Origin of the sequence: Sphingomonas ginkgonis, assembly GCF_003970925.1 — a bacterium.
Lineage (GTDB): Bacteria > Pseudomonadota > Alphaproteobacteria > Sphingomonadales > Sphingomonadaceae > Sphingomicrobium > Sphingomicrobium ginkgonis.
On sequence record NZ_RWJF01000001.1, the window covers coordinates 1,077,169 to 1,090,380 of the forward strand.

Annotated in this window: 17 protein-coding genes; 10 read left to right on the top strand and 7 right to left on the bottom strand. The window is 68.9% G+C overall.

Annotated elements, in window-relative coordinates; translation table 11 throughout:
* Window positions 1-28: 28 nt before the first annotated feature.
* From HMF7854_RS16165 to HMF7854_RS15700, 4 genes are all read right to left on the bottom strand, one after another.
* Window positions 29-277 carry a con-10 family general stress protein gene (locus HMF7854_RS16165; RefSeq protein WP_126718115.1) on the bottom strand — a complete coding sequence of 83 codons (249 nt, stop codon included), beginning with the start codon at window positions 275-277 and terminating at the stop codon, window positions 29-31.
* A gap of 163 nt (window positions 278-440) precedes the next feature.
* Window positions 441-2,096, bottom strand: coding sequence for a thiamine pyrophosphate-binding protein (locus HMF7854_RS05190; RefSeq protein ID WP_126718116.1), 1,656 nt, complete (start codon window positions 2,094-2,096; stop codon window positions 441-443).
* Between the two features lie 91 nt (window positions 2,097-2,187).
* Window positions 2,188-2,874: a VV20781 family protein gene (locus tag HMF7854_RS05195; RefSeq protein WP_476712809.1), complete on the bottom strand. Its 687-nt coding sequence runs from the start codon at window positions 2,872-2,874 to the stop codon at window positions 2,188-2,190.
* Between the two features lie 64 nt (window positions 2,875-2,938).
* Window positions 2,939-3,103, bottom strand: coding sequence for a hypothetical protein (locus tag HMF7854_RS15700; RefSeq protein ID WP_185829164.1), 165 nt, complete (start codon window positions 3,101-3,103; stop codon window positions 2,939-2,941).
* Window positions 3,104-3,326: 223 nt separating this feature from the next.
* On the opposite strand from HMF7854_RS15700, the gene HMF7854_RS05200 reads away from it, so the two are divergent.
* Window positions 3,327-3,635 carry an EthD family reductase gene (locus tag HMF7854_RS05200; protein WP_126718118.1) on the top strand — a complete coding sequence of 103 codons (309 nt, stop codon included), beginning with the start codon at window positions 3,327-3,329 and terminating at the stop codon, window positions 3,633-3,635.
* Window positions 3,636-3,769: 134 nt separating this feature from the next.
* Here HMF7854_RS05200 and HMF7854_RS05205 read toward each other — a convergent pair whose 3' ends face one another.
* Both HMF7854_RS05205 and HMF7854_RS05210 read right to left on the bottom strand, forming a co-directional pair.
* Window positions 3,770-5,206: an NAD-dependent succinate-semialdehyde dehydrogenase gene (locus tag HMF7854_RS05205; protein WP_126718119.1), complete on the bottom strand. Its 1,437-nt coding sequence runs from the start codon at window positions 5,204-5,206 to the stop codon at window positions 3,770-3,772.
* A gap of 43 nt (window positions 5,207-5,249) precedes the next feature.
* The gene (locus HMF7854_RS05210) at window positions 5,250-7,121 is read right to left on the bottom strand and encodes a tetratricopeptide repeat-containing sulfotransferase family protein (protein ID WP_185829165.1); all 1,872 of its coding nucleotides are present in this window, start codon (window positions 7,119-7,121) and stop codon (window positions 5,250-5,252) included.
* A gap of 201 nt (window positions 7,122-7,322) precedes the next feature.
* Here HMF7854_RS05210 and HMF7854_RS05215 point away from each other — a divergent pair, with 201 nt between their 5' ends.
* From HMF7854_RS05215 to HMF7854_RS05240, 6 genes are all read left to right on the top strand, one after another.
* Window positions 7,323-7,625 carry an SCP2 sterol-binding domain-containing protein gene (locus tag HMF7854_RS05215; RefSeq protein ID WP_126718121.1) on the top strand — a complete coding sequence of 101 codons (303 nt, stop codon included), beginning with the start codon at window positions 7,323-7,325 and terminating at the stop codon, window positions 7,623-7,625.
* Between the two features lie 62 nt (window positions 7,626-7,687).
* Window positions 7,688-8,410 carry a CoA transferase subunit A gene (locus HMF7854_RS05220; protein ID WP_126718122.1) on the top strand — a complete coding sequence of 241 codons (723 nt, stop codon included), beginning with the start codon at window positions 7,688-7,690 and terminating at the stop codon, window positions 8,408-8,410.
* A gap of 13 nt (window positions 8,411-8,423) precedes the next feature.
* Window positions 8,424-9,071, top strand: a complete 648-nt coding sequence (locus HMF7854_RS05225) for a glutathione S-transferase family protein (protein ID WP_126718123.1) — start codon at window positions 8,424-8,426, stop codon at window positions 9,069-9,071.
* Entirely contained in the window at window positions 9,071-9,727 is a 657-nt protein-coding gene (locus HMF7854_RS05230; RefSeq protein ID WP_126718124.1) for a CoA transferase subunit B, read from the top strand. Before HMF7854_RS05225 ends, HMF7854_RS05230 begins: the two co-directional genes overlap by 1 nt.
* Window positions 9,724-10,032, top strand: coding sequence for a hypothetical protein (locus tag HMF7854_RS05235; protein WP_126718125.1), 309 nt, complete (start codon window positions 9,724-9,726; stop codon window positions 10,030-10,032). The genes HMF7854_RS05230 and HMF7854_RS05235 overlap by 4 nt, the downstream gene beginning before the upstream one ends.
* Window positions 10,029-10,715 (top strand): glutathione S-transferase family protein, encoded by a 687-nt coding sequence (locus HMF7854_RS05240; protein WP_126718126.1) that lies wholly within the window; start codon window positions 10,029-10,031, stop codon window positions 10,713-10,715. The genes HMF7854_RS05235 and HMF7854_RS05240 overlap by 4 nt, the downstream gene beginning before the upstream one ends.
* 1 nt (window position 10,716) lies before the next feature.
* Here HMF7854_RS05240 and HMF7854_RS05245 read toward each other — a convergent pair whose 3' ends face one another.
* Window positions 10,717-12,075 (bottom strand): DUF418 domain-containing protein, encoded by a 1,359-nt coding sequence (locus tag HMF7854_RS05245; protein WP_126718127.1) that lies wholly within the window; start codon window positions 12,073-12,075, stop codon window positions 10,717-10,719.
* A 131-nt stretch (window positions 12,076-12,206) separates the two neighbouring features.
* On the opposite strand from HMF7854_RS05245, the gene HMF7854_RS05250 reads away from it, so the two are divergent.
* The 3 genes from HMF7854_RS05250 to grxD are packed head-to-tail and all read left to right on the top strand — an operon-like array spanning window position 12,207 to window position 13,095.
* The gene (locus tag HMF7854_RS05250; protein ID WP_126718128.1) at window positions 12,207-12,536 is read left to right on the top strand and encodes a DUF1476 domain-containing protein; all 330 of its coding nucleotides are present in this window, start codon (window positions 12,207-12,209) and stop codon (window positions 12,534-12,536) included.
* Between the two features lie 2 nt (window positions 12,537-12,538).
* Entirely contained in the window at window positions 12,539-12,784 is a 246-nt protein-coding gene (locus tag HMF7854_RS05255) for a BolA family protein (RefSeq protein ID WP_126718129.1), read from the top strand.
* Entirely contained in the window at window positions 12,781-13,095 is a 315-nt protein-coding gene (gene grxD / locus HMF7854_RS05260; protein ID WP_126718130.1) for a Grx4 family monothiol glutaredoxin, read from the top strand. Before HMF7854_RS05255 ends, grxD begins: the two co-directional genes overlap by 4 nt.
* Window positions 13,096-13,212 lie beyond the last annotated feature (117 nt).

The following is a 13,212-nucleotide window of genomic DNA, read 5'->3' on the forward strand; positions in this document are numbered from 1 at the left end:
GCGATGGCCCGGCCCCCGGAAAAGTAGATCAGCTGTGCGCTTCCACACGGCGGCCACCGCCATGGCTGGCGCGCCCGCCGACCCGCCCGGCTTCGGCCGCGCGCAGGCGGTCGTTGGCGAAATTGCCGCCGCTCGCCTTGCCGCCCTTGCTCGCGATTTCCCGCTGCTTGCCCGGATCCATCGCGGCGAATCCACGCTTGACGCTACCAGTGCTACGAGTTGCCATAAGTGAGCCCTCTGAAAAAGGACGCCCCTCCGCGTCCGGGACAATGTTCATCAGAGATTCACTTGTGCTCAAATGACACAGGTTAAGAAGCGAGCGCAAACTTGCTAACGTCTGTTAATAGAACCCGCGCTTGGTCGAACAGCGGATAAGCGACCAACCGAGGTTCACTTGGCGGAACCTTGTCGCGGGTACTGTTCGCGAGCCCCAACCGGGGTCAGGATCGGCTGCGCAGCCTGCTGATCGTCGTCGCGTTGCTGATGACCTCGACGTCGGTCCGGCAATGCAGCAGGCGGATCCCGTCCCGCTCGAGCGCGCGGTCCAGCGCCGGCGCGAAGTCCGCCGTCCGCTCCACCGTCTCGGCCCAGCCGCCATAGGCGCGGGCCAGCGCGGCGAAGTCCGGGTTGGTCAGCTGCGTCGCGCTGACGCGGTTTGGATATTCCCGTTCCTGGTGCATGCGGATCGTGCCGTAGGCGCCGTTGTCGACCAGGATGACGAGCAGGCTCGCGCCCTGTTGAGCGGCGGTCGCCAGCTCCTGGCCGTTCATCAGGAAGTCGCCGTCTCCCGCGACGCACACGACGCTGCGCTCGCGGAAGCGGATCGCGGCGGCGACCGCGGCGGGAAGGCCGTAGCCCATCGATCCGCTGGTCGGCGCCAGCTGGCAGGGCGGCCCGGCGTAGCGCCAGTAGCGGTGCCACCAGCCGGAGAAATTGCCCGCGCCGTTGCAGATGATGGTGTCGGCGGGAAGCGCCTCGCGCATTGCCTTGACGCACGGCCCGAGATCGAGCGCGACGCCCTCGCGCGGCTTGGGTTCGGACCAGTCGAGCCACTCGGCATGGGCAACCGGGCCGCTCGAGAAGGGGACCAGCTCGGGATCCTCCCACGCGTCGAGCATCTGCGCGAACTCGCCCATGTCGCTGATGATCGGCAGGTCGGCGCGGTAGACGCGGTCGAGCTCCATCGGGTCGGGGTGGACGTGGACGAGAATCTGCCCGGGGTGGTCGGGGGTGACGAGCTTGTAGCCGTCGGTCGTCGATTCGCCGAGCCGGGCGCCGACCACGAGCAGCAGGTCGGCGTCGCGGATCCGCTGCTGGAGCTTGGGATTGGGGCCGTAGCCGAGCTGGCCGGCGTAGACCGGGCAGCGGTTGTCGATCGCGTCCTGGCGGCGGAAGGCGGCGGCGACCGGCAAGCCGACCCGCGCCGCCCAGCGCGCGAAATGATGCGCGGCGGCCGGGCTCCAGTCGGCCCCGCCGACGATCGCCAGAGGCGCCGCGGCGTCCTTCAAAAGCTCGAACAAGGCGGCGACCGCGCCGGGATCGGGCATCTCGGCGACCGGCGGCACTGGCGGTCGGTCGAGCGCCTCGACCTCGTCGCGCAGCATGTCCTCGGGGATGGCGAGCACGACCGGGCCCGGCCGCCCGGCGGTCGCGGTGCGCCAGGCGCGGGCGACATATTCGGGGATCCGCCGCGCATCGTCGATCCGTGCCGCCCACTTCGCGACCGGCGCGAAGAAGGCCGCCATGTCAATTTCCTGGAAGCCCTCGCGGTCGCGGTCGGCCCGGTCGAGGTCGCCGACGAACAGGATCATGGGCGTCGAGTCCTGGAACGCGACATGGACGCCCGCGCTGGCATTGGTCGCGCCCGGTCCGCGGGTCACGAAGGCGATGCCGGGACGGCCGGTCAGCTTGCCGTCGGCGTCGGCCATGTAGGTGACCCCCCCTTCCTGCCGGCACACCACCGTCTCGATCTCGGGCGTGTCGTGAAGCGCGTCGAGCACGGCGAGGAAGCTCTCGCCGGGAACGGTGAAGAGACGGTCGCAGCCCTGGATGCGGAGCTGGTCGACGAGGAGGCGGCCACCGGTGCGAAGGGTCATGCGCCGGCCCTAGCGGTCCCGCGGCCTTCGCGAAAGCGGGCATGCCGGTGGAGCGAAGATGCGGGGGCTCGCCGGGACAACACGGCCGGAGTTAGTCCGCCGGCTCCAGCATGACGGCGAGTGCCAGCCCGGCGAGCAGGACGGCGTCGCGCTCGGGGCCGCGTTGGCGCGGTGCGTGGATCGTCCGGCTGGTGCCGTTGAGATCGACCGCGCCGACCGGCTGGCCATTGCGTTCGAACGAGTAGCCGAGGGGCGCGCCGGTCGGCAGCCCGCCGCCGGCGAACCGGTGGACGGGACGGATGTCGAGCCGGGTTGCGCCGAGCGCGACGTCGCCGGCGCGGGTGCGACCGGCGAGCGGCCCGCCGCCGTGCGCGACCTCGCCGAGCCGGAGCGTGCCGTCTGGTTGCTCACCTATGGCCGCGAACTGGCAGGCGTAGACGAAACGTCGGTCGGGAAGGACCGCGACTCCGAGGTCGGTCTCGCGCTCTCCGGAGCCGCAGCGGCCCGCGAAGCTGCGGCTGAGCTCCGGGCCGGCGAGGTCGAATTCCGCCGTGCCGCGCCTCGCAACGAAGGTGTCGAACAGCCTGGTCTCCCCGGTGCTGCGCCGGACCCGCCCCTCGGACGCGCCAAGCCTCAGCCGGCCGACGTTCCAGCCGGCCGTTCCCGTCAGCGCCAGCGGCTCGGTGGTGGCGGCGAGGGTGGGAGGGACCGCCATCCGCGGGTCGCCGCAGCCAGCCAGCGTCATCAGGACCAGAAACCCACAACCGAAGCTCCGCATCGTCCCTCGCTCGTTCCATTCCCGCAACGATATCGCTCCGGACCGGAAGTGCAAGGAGGGGCGGCTACTGGTTCTTCTGGGAGTAGCGGTCGAGCGTCTCGGTAACCCGCTGGTGGTCGTTCACCGACAGCGCGAAATAGCCGAGAACGATCAGCACCAGCAGGACGGCGACGACGATGATGAAGCAGCCCCGGCGGTTCTGCCGGTCTTCATCGCTGGTGGGACGCATACTGATACTGCCTCGTGGTGAAAACGCCGCCCGGAACCGGAAACAACCGGAGCGAGGCTTGGGCGTTCCGTCCGGAACCTCAGCTTAACGCCCTGATCTTTAAGCTGAACGTCAGCTTGAGCCGAGCCGGCGACGGGCTGCGGTCGCGGGTTGGAAGAAGGGTGAATGGCCGGGGCGGCGAACGGCGGCTAGGATTGCTCGGCAAGCAGGAGGAGAGCCGCCCATGGTCACTGTCAGCGTCGTCTATCCCGCCACCGAGCGGTTCGATCACGACCATTACGGGACGGTCCATGTTCCGCTGGTGGGTCGGCACTGGACGGAGCACGGCCTGAACGGCGTGACGGTGCTGAAGGGGCTGCCCGGCCCCGACGGAGCTCCCGCGCCCTACGCCCTGATCGCGCTGCTCGACTTTGCCGACGGCGAGTCGCTGCAGGCGGCGATGGCGGCGCCGGGTACCGCGGAGATCATGGCCGACATCGCCAACTTCACCGACGCGCCGCCGACGATCCAGGTCAACGAGCGGGTCGGCTGATCGCGGTCATGGCTGCGACGTCGGCGCTATCAGGGCGCGCCGCGAGCTCATGAGGCTGGGAATGCCGGAAGCGCAGGACGGCTGAAACAGATCGCGGTGCGAAGACGCAAGCCGCGATCTGCCCGCCCTGTTCATCACGCCATGTGGATGGCCTTGGTCACTTGATAGCTCTGCAGCCCTTCGACCCCGCCTTCGCTGCCGAAGCCGCTGTCCTTGATTCCGCCGAACGGCGCATCGGCTGCCGAGACGTTGAAATTGTTGATGCCGACCATCCCGCTCTCGATCTCGTCGCCGAGCCGGTTGGCGCGGCGGCCGTTCTCGGTGAAGACGAAGGCGGCGAGCCCGAAGGGCAGGCGGTTGGCCTGCTCGATCGCCTCGTCGTCGCTGGCGAACGGCCGCATCAGTGCGAGCGGGCCGAACGGTTCGGTGCTCATCACCTCGGCTTCGAGCGGGACGTCGGCGAGGAGGGTGGGCTGGTAGAAATAGCCGCGGTCGCCCGCCTCGCCCCCGGCCAGCACCCGCGCGCCCTTGGCCCGCGCGTCCTCGACCAGCGCGCTGATCGCCGGCACCCGGCGGTCGTTGGCGAGCGGTCCCATGCCGACTCCGGACTCGAGTCCGAAGCCCGTCTTCACCGCCTTGGTCCGCTCGGCGAAGCCCTTGGCGAACGCCTCGTAGATGCCCTCCTGCACGTAGAAGCGGGTAGGCGAGACGCAGACCTGGCCGGCGTTGCGGAATTTCTGCGGAACGACCGCGTCGAGCGTCTTGTCGAGGTCGCAGTCGTCAAAGATCAGCACCGGGGCATGGCCGCCCAGCTCCATCGTCACCCGCTTGGGCCCGTCGGCGCACAGCTTCATCAGGTGCCGCCCGACCGGGGTCGAGCCGGTGAAGCTGACCTTGCGGATCACCCCCGAGCCGATGAGGTGGCGGCTGACCGTGTCGGGAACGCCGTGGACCAGCTGGAACACGCCCTTGGGAATGCCGGCGTCGGCAAGCGCGCGGGCGAGTTCGGCGCAGCAGCCGGGGGTCTCCTCCGCCGGCTTGGAGATGACCGTGCAGCCGGCGGCGAGCGCGGCGCTGACCTTCTTGGCCAGGAGATAGATCGGGAAGTTCCACGGGGTGAAGGTGGCGGTCGGCCCGGCCGGCTGCGGGATGACGATCGAGCGCTGGCCGGGCTGGCGGACGAGCACGCGGCCGTAGGAGCGCTTGGCCTCCTCCGCATAATAGTCGAACAGCTGGGCCGCGCCCATCACCTCGCCCTTGGCCTCGGCGAAGGGCTTGCCCTGCTCGTGGACGAGGATCCGGCCGATATGGTCCGCGCGCTCGAACAGCAGCGCGGCGGCCTTCTTGAGGATGGCGCCCCGCTTGTCGACGCCGAGTTCCTTCCACGCGGGCCAGGCCCGCTCGGCGGCGTCGAGCGCCTCGTCGAGGTCGGCGGTCGAGGCGAGCGGCAGCTCGCCGATCGTCTCGCCGGTGGCCGGGTTGCGAACCTGGAAATGATCCCGCTCCTCCCCGGCGCGCCAGCTGCCGTTGATGAAGAGCTTGAGGTCGGCTTCGTAGGAGAGGTCGGTCATGGCCGGGACGATTACGCCACGACCGCCGTCGCGCCAAGCCGGATCAGAGCGGGTAGCCCATCCGCTCCGCCCACGGCTTGAGGATTGGCAGGACGCCCTCCATCCGGTCGCGGTAGCGCTCCCACCGGCCGACCGAGCGGTCGTTGATCTGCTCGGTGATCTGCGCGTAACTCGGCGTCGCGACATGGCCGCGGTCCTGCGCGGTGCGGCGATGGTCGAGCATGCGGTCGCTCCACGGCAGGTTGAGGAAGCTCGCCAGCGGGCGAAGCTCGGCTTCGACGTCCTCGACCAGCCGCTCGTAGCGGACGAGGTGCAGCACCAACGGGAGCACCGCCCGGCAATGGGTCCAGAAATCGAGCACCCGCGCGTAGAGCCGTGCCGTGTCGTCGAGGGTGAGGAAGTTGGTCATGCCCTCGACCGGCTGGAAGCGGGTCATGAAGCCGCTGAGGACGACGTCGCAGGGATGCCGCTGGACGAAGATGAAGCGCGCGTCGGGGAAGATGCGGTGGATGAGTGGAACCTCGATCGTGCCGAGCGGGAGCTTGTCGATCAGCAGCCGGGTGCCGCTCAGCCCGTCGACGTGCCGCGCCGCTTCCTCGAAGTAGACCGAGCGCAGCGCCTCGATCCGGTCGGGGCCGAGGGCCGCCAGCCGCTCGTAACCGCCGGCCGCCTCCGCCACCTTGCCGAGCATCGGCTTCTCCTCCGCCACGATGACGTCGGGATGGCCCATCAGCAGCGTGTCGAGGAGGGTGGTGCCCGAGCGCGGGAAGCCGATCATGAAGACCGGCGCGGGGCGATCGTGGAGTGGGCGCGGCCGCGGCCAGGAGCGGATCCAGCTGCGCGAGGCGAGGCGGGCGCGGTCGCTGATCGTATCGCGGAAGCGGCGCGCCTGGCGTTGCGGCTCGACCACCTCCAGCGCGGTCTCGCGGTTCATCGCCTCGAAGGCGGCGAAGGCCCGGTCGGCATCGTCGAGCCGGTCGTTGATCTGCCCGATCAGCAGCGCCCGGCTTCCCGGATCGGCCCCGGCCGGAACATGCTCGGCGGTGGCGAGCGCGGTCTCGTAATCGCCGCGCCGATAGGCCAGCCGGGCCTCGAGAAGATCGAGCCGGGCGTCGCGCACCCCGATCGCGGCGAGCCGCTCGAGCGTCTGCGCGAACGCTTCCATCCGGTTCTCGGCTTCGTCCTGCTCGGCCCGGACCAGCAGCGCGCCGACATGGTCGGGGGCACGGTGCAGCGCCTCGTCGATCGCCGCACGCGCCAAGTCCGGCCGGTCCATCAGGCTGTGCAGCCGGGCGATGGTGGTCTGGATCAGCGGGTCGGCGGGGTGCTCGGAATCATAGTCGAGCGCGCGGCGGAGCGCGTCCTCGCCGCGGCCGGCCAGCACCTCGGCGTCCGCCCACTTGTCGCGGAACACCGCCTGCGTGCGCCGGATGCGAAGCGAATGGGCCAATGCCTCGGCGCCTTCGGCGGGACGACCGAGAGCCACCAGACAGACGCCGAGCTGGCCCCAGCTCTCGAAATCCTGCGGCTCGCCGGCGACGATCGCGCGATAGGTGCGGACCGCCGCTTCGGGGTCGCCGCGGCGGCGCTGGATCTGGGCCGCGACCCGCGACTTCTCGCTCCCGTCCGGGACCTGCGCGAGCTGCGTTTCGGCCTCGTCGACCCGATCCAGCCCGACCAGGATCCGCGCCGACTCGAGCCGGGCGAAGACCTCCTGCGGGGCGAGGCCCAGTGCGTGCGAGAACTGCTCCAGTGCTTCTTCGAGCCGGACCTCGCGTGCCAGCAGCATGCCGGTGAAGATGCGGAGCCCGACGTCCTCGGGCGCCTCCGCGACGGCAAGCAGGCCGAGCTCCAGCGCAGCCGCAACCTGGCCCTGACGGACCAGTTCGATCGCCCTTCGCGCCGTCGGTGACATGGATCCAACCACCAGAAGGTGAAGGATCAGCAATGTCGGAGCGCCAAGATTGTTTCGACCAACGGAGGTGCGAAGCTTACAGATCCTGTCCATTCTGTAAGGATTCGCTCAATTTCGGCACTGGCGAGAGCCGTCCCGCGGAGCGCTCTTGTCCGTCCCGCGCTCGGCGGATAGCAGCCGGACGATCAGAGGAGTGAAGAGATGACCAAGCAGGAACTCGTCGCGAAGATGCAGGAGACCGGTGCGGTAGTCCCCGGAAAGACGGTCAAGATCGACTTCGGCGGTGACGAGGGCGCGATCATGCTCGACGGCAAGGCCAACCAGGTCGCCGAGGGCAACGAGCCGGCCGACACCACCATCAAGGTCAGCTGGAACGACTGGGAGCAGCTCGCCAGCGGTCAGCTCGACGGGATGACCGCCTTCATGACCGGCAAGCTCAAGGTCGAGGGCGATATGGCGAACGCGATGCAGCTGCAGGGCGTGCTGGCGAAGCTCAAGGGCTGATCCGCGACGCAAAGTTGAAAGTCGGTTCAACTTTGCCTAGGCGGTGGCGAGCAGGAGGATGAATGGCCAAGAAGATCTACCCTGACGCCGCCGCCGCGCTCGACGCGCTGCTGTTCGACGGGATGACCATCGCCGCCGGCGGGTTCGGCCTGTGCGGCATTCCCGAGCGGCTGATCGACGCGATCCAGGCGAGCGGGGTCAAGGACCTCACCATCGCCTCCAACAATGCCGGTATCGACAACGAAGGGCTCGGCAAGCTGCTGCGCACCCGGCAGGTCAAGAAGATGATCTCGTCCTACGTCGGCGAGAACAAGGAGTTCGAGCGGCAATATCTCGCCGGCGAGCTGGAGGTCGAGTTCTGCCCGCAGGGCACGCTCGCCGAGCGGATGCGTGCGGGCGGGGCGGGGATCCCGGGCTTCTACACGAAGACCGGGGTTGGGACGAAGGTCGCCGAGGCCAAGGAAGTGAAGAGCTTCGACGGTCCGAACGGCCCCGAGGACTATATCCTCGAGCGCGGGATCTTCGCCGACCTTGCTATTGTCAAGGGCTGGAAGGCGGACGAGAGCGGCAACCTCCTGTTCCGCAAGACGGCGCGCAACTTCAACCAGCCGGCGGCGACCTGCGGGCGGACCTGCATCGTCGAGGTGGAGGAGATCGTTCCGGTCGGCAGCCTCGACCCCGACTGCATCCACCTGCCGTCCATCTATGTGAACCGGCTGGTGCTCGGCGCGCCGTACGACAAGAAGATCGAGTTCCGCACCGTCCGGCAGCGCGAAGCGGCATAGGGAGCCGGCCTTCATGCGCCTCTACGTCTTTCCGTTCGCCCCCAACGTGATGCGCGTGCAGGTCATCGCGGCGGAGAAGGGCATCGCGCTAGAACAGGTCAATGTTCCCGACCTGCCGCCGGGTCGCTTCGCCGAGATCAATCCGCTCGGCCAGGTCCCCGCGCTCGAACTCGACGACGGCGAGGTCATCACCGAATCGCTGACCATCGGCCAGTATCTCGACGCCGTCTCCGGCGCGCCCTTCCTCCACGGTGACAGCGCGCTTGAGCGGGCGCGGATCGGCATGTGGGAGCGGCGGGCCGAGATGGCGCTGTTCCTGCCCAGCATCGAATATGGCCACCACACCCACTCCATGTTCGCCTCCTTCGTGACCCAGCACGCCGAGTGGGCGGCGACGCTGACGCCGCGCGCCGAGAAGATGCTGGCAGTAATGGGCGACCGGCTCGACCGCTCGCCCTGGCTCGCCGGCGACGCGTTCAGCGCCGCCGACATCACCGCCGCGCTCGGTTATTTCGGGCTGGTCGCGTTCGGCGGCATCCGGCCGTCCGATCGTCCGTCGCTCCAGGCCTGGTCGGGAACGATGCTCGCCCGGCCGAGCCTCGCCCCGCTGCGCGAGGCGGCGGCCTATCTTCAGACCCAAGCCAAGGAAGCAAGCGCGTAATGGCGACCCAAGTCGAAGCGAAGGGCTGGACCCGCGACCAGATGGCGGCCCGCGCCGCCCGCGAGCTGGAGGACGGCTATTACGTCAACCTCGGGATCGGCATCCCGACGCTGGTCGCCAACCATGTCCCCGCGGGCATGGAGGTCACGCTCCAGTCCGAGAACGGCATGCTCGGCATCGGACCCTTCCCCTACGACGACGCGGTCGACCCCGACCTCATCAACGCCGGCAAGCAGACGGTCAGCGAGCTCGACAAGACGAGCTATTTCTCCTCCGCCGACAGTTTCGCGATGATCCGCGGCGGGCACATCGACCTCGCCGTGCTCGGCGGGATGGAAGTGAGCGAGGGCGGCGACCTCGCCAACTGGATGGTGCCCGGCAAGATGATCAAGGGCATGGGCGGGGCGATGGACCTCGTCGCCGGGGTCAAGAAGATCATCGTCGTCATGGAGCATAACGCCAGGGACGGCAGCCCCAAGTTCATCCCCGACTGCACCCTGCCGCTGACCGGAAAGAATGTCGTCGACATGATCATCACCGACAAGGCGGTGTTCCAGCGCCCCGACCACCAGAGCCCGTTCCGGCTGGTCGAGCTGGCGCCGGGGATCAGCGCCGAGGACGTCCGCGCCGCCACCACCGCGCACTTCGTCGAATGATCCGCGCGGCGCCGCTGCTGCTGCTGTCGGCGCTCGCCGGCTGCGGCGAGGCGGCGCCGACGGTGATCGACGGCTCCTCGCCCGCCGCCTTCGCGCGGACGACCGGAATCGCGCGCAACGAGCTGCCCTATGCGGACCGGCTGACCTTCGACGAGGCGCTGCGCACCGCCGGCGGCCGCCGCTTCGCCCGGCGCGATTCCGACGGGCTGGCGCGGACCAGCTTCGACGGGCTGACCGCGGCCGAGGTGGTCGCCGAGCAGCGCAGCCACGAGGAGGCCGCCGCGCCCGACCAGGAGGAACCATGACGCTCACCCTGTTCACCGCCAACCGCAACTATTCGAGCTGGTCGCTCCGCCCCTGGGTGCTGATGAAGGTGCTGGGCATCCCCTTCGAGGACCGCATCGTCACTTTCGCTGGGCTCGACAACCGAGCCGCCTTCCGCGCCTTCAGCCCGACCGGCACCGTCCCCGCGCTGCACGACGGCGGGCGGGTGGTGTGGGACTCGCTCGGGATCGCCCTCTATCTCGCCGATCGTTTCGCCGGGGTCTGGCCGGAGGACGAGGCGGCGAGAGCCTGGGCGCAATGCGCCGTGTGCGAGATGCACGCCGGCTTCGCGGCGCTCCGCAACGACTGTACGATGAACGTCGGGGTCCGCGTCCGCCGCCATCCCGACAGTCCGGCGCTGGCCCGCGACCTCGCGCGGATTGCCGAGCTGTTCGAGGAGGGGCTGGAGCGGTTCGGCGGCCCGTTCCTCGCCGGGCCTGCCTTCACCGCCGCGGACGCCTTCTACGCGCCGGTGGTGTACCGGGTCCGCACCTACGACATCGCGCTCGGCCCGCTGGCGACCGGCTGGAGCGAGCGGATGCTGGCGCTACCGGCGATGCGCGCGTGGGAGGAAGCGGCGCTGGCCGAACCCTATCGCGAGGCGGGCCACGAGGCCGAGCTTGCCGCCGCCGGCGCGATCCTCGAGGACCGGCGACGGGCCTGACCTAGCCCGCGGGGACCAGCCCGGGGGGCACCTCCGTCCCGCCGCTCGCCTTGCGGAACGGCATCCGGCGTTGGTAGGCCAGGCTCTTCCAGACCCATTCGCACGGGCCGCTCGCGAAGTGGCGGAGCCAGAGATTGGCCGCCGCCAGCTCGCCGATGATCACCGCCGCCGCGAGGTCCATCAGCGCGGTAAAGCCGAGTTTCCCGTACATGTTGAGGCCCCACGGCGCGAACACCAGCCACATCATCAGCAGGCTGGTGAAGAGATAGACGGTGAGCGGCATCCGGCCGGCGGCCTGGAACGGCTGGAGCAGCGTCCGCCCGACCCGCGCGCGCAGCACCAGCTGGACGAGCGCGACATGGCCGATCACCACGCCGAGGCGGCTCAGGTCATAGAGGATGCCCTCCCAGTGCGGACCGGGAATGGCGTTGATGAAGTCGCTGCTCGGGATCGCCCGCAACGGCAGGCCGAAGGCGTAGCCGCCGACCAGCAGGGCGACATAGACCCGGGTCCGCGCCAGCCCCTGGATCACGCCGAGGCGGTAGAGCGCCATCCCGACCAGCATCGTCCCGACGATCTCGGCCTCGATGATCCAGAAGAAGCCCATGATCTGCAGCCAGTAGCCGGCGACTCCCGACCAGTATCCGGCGAAGCCGCTGTTGTGCTGGGCGACGGCCTTGCGCGCCTTGTCCGCCTGCTTCTTGTCCGCGGCGGGAAGGGTGTGGAGGCTGGTGAGCCGTTCGCCGAACGGCTCGGCGAGCTTCTTGTCGTCGGCGCTGACCGGCCGGTGCGCCGCGGTCGCCGCCTGGACCCGCTCGTAGGCGGCGCGCGATTGCACGCCCTGGTCGTAGTTGCTGTAGCTGAAGACGACCAGCCCGACGAAGAACAGCGCGGCCCAGCCGAGCAGTGCCCTCGCGTCCAGCTTGCGGAAGGCGAACAGGAAGGTCGCGGCGATCCCGTAGACCAGCAGGATGTCGCCCCACCACAGCAGCAGGAAAGCGTTGACCAGCCCCAGCACGCACAGCAGCAGGTTGCGGCGGAAATGGAGGTCGGCGACCTCGACCGGCCCGTCAGCGGTCATCGCCTTTCGAGCCATGATCAGGATTCCGGCGCCGAACAGCAGCTCGAGCATGCCGCGCTGGGTCCCGTCGAGGAAAACCTGCTGAACCCACCACAGTCGCTGGTCGCTCGCGGTCCAACTCGGCCAGCGCGGGTCGTGCAGGTCAAAGCTGGGCAGGCCCATGCCCGGGATGTTCATGAAGAGGATGAACAGGATCGCGATGCCACGAAGCACGTCGAGCGAGGCGATCCGCTCGCTGCTGCCGATACGCTCGATACCGAGAGTCTGGCCGTCCGCCATTGCCGCCCCCTATGCGCAATGAGTCGAAACTGGCGGAACCATGCGCTTTTGACGTCAGGACGGCAAGCTCGCTGCTGGACGAGCGCTCCGCTCGCCCCTATCTCGCGAGCCAAGGACCATAGGGGCATGGAATGACGACCTTCGACGACCGCGAGCGCGCCTTCGAGACCAAGTTCGCGCATGACGAGGAAATGAACTTCCGCATCATCGCCCGGCGCAACCGGCTGATGGGGCAGTGGGCGGCGCAGAAGATGGGGCTGTCGGAGGTGGAGGCGGAAGCCTATGCCAAGGACGTGGTGCGCGCCGATTTCGAGAGCGCCGGCGACGACGATGTCGTGCGCAAGCTGCTCGGCGACCTGACCGGCGCCAATGTCGAGATCGACGAGTCGGCGATCCGCCAAGCGCTCGACCACAAGTTCGTCGACGCCCGTCGCCAGATCATCGAGCAGACGAACCTCTAGCCATGCCGATGGCCGCCGCCGACATCGAAGCGCTGATCCTGGCCGCCATTCCGGACGCCCGGGTCGAGATCCGCGACCTGGCGGGGGACGGCGACCATTATGCGGCGCGGGTCGTCAGCAGCAGCTTCGCCGGGCTGAGCCGGGTCCGGCAGCACCAGAAGGTCTACAACGCGCTCGGGGGACGCATGGGGGGTGAACTTCACGCGCTGCAACTCGAGACCGCGGCGCCTTCGGGAGACGAACAGTGAGTGACGTGAACAGCCGGATCGACGAGATCGTGAAGGGCAACGACGTGGTGCTCTTCATGAAGGGCACCGCTCTCTTTCCCCAGTGCGGCTTCTCGTCGCGCGCGGTGGCGATCCTCGACCATCTCGGCGTGCCGTTCGAGACGGTGGACGTGCTGCAGGACCAGGAGATCCGCCAGGGGATCAAGGGCTACAGCGAATGGCCGACCATCCCGCAGCTCTATGTGAAGGGCGAGTTCGTCGGCGGCTCGGACATCATGATGGAGATGTTCGAAAGCGGCGAGCTGCAGCAGCTGGTCGCGGCCGAAGCCTGAGGCGGCGGAAACGAAAAGGGGACGGTGAGGGGACCAGAAACCGCTCACCGTCCCCTTTTGTTTGGCGTGGAACCAAAGTGGACGTCTCTACTAAGCAGGGGGCGTGCCAAACCGAAT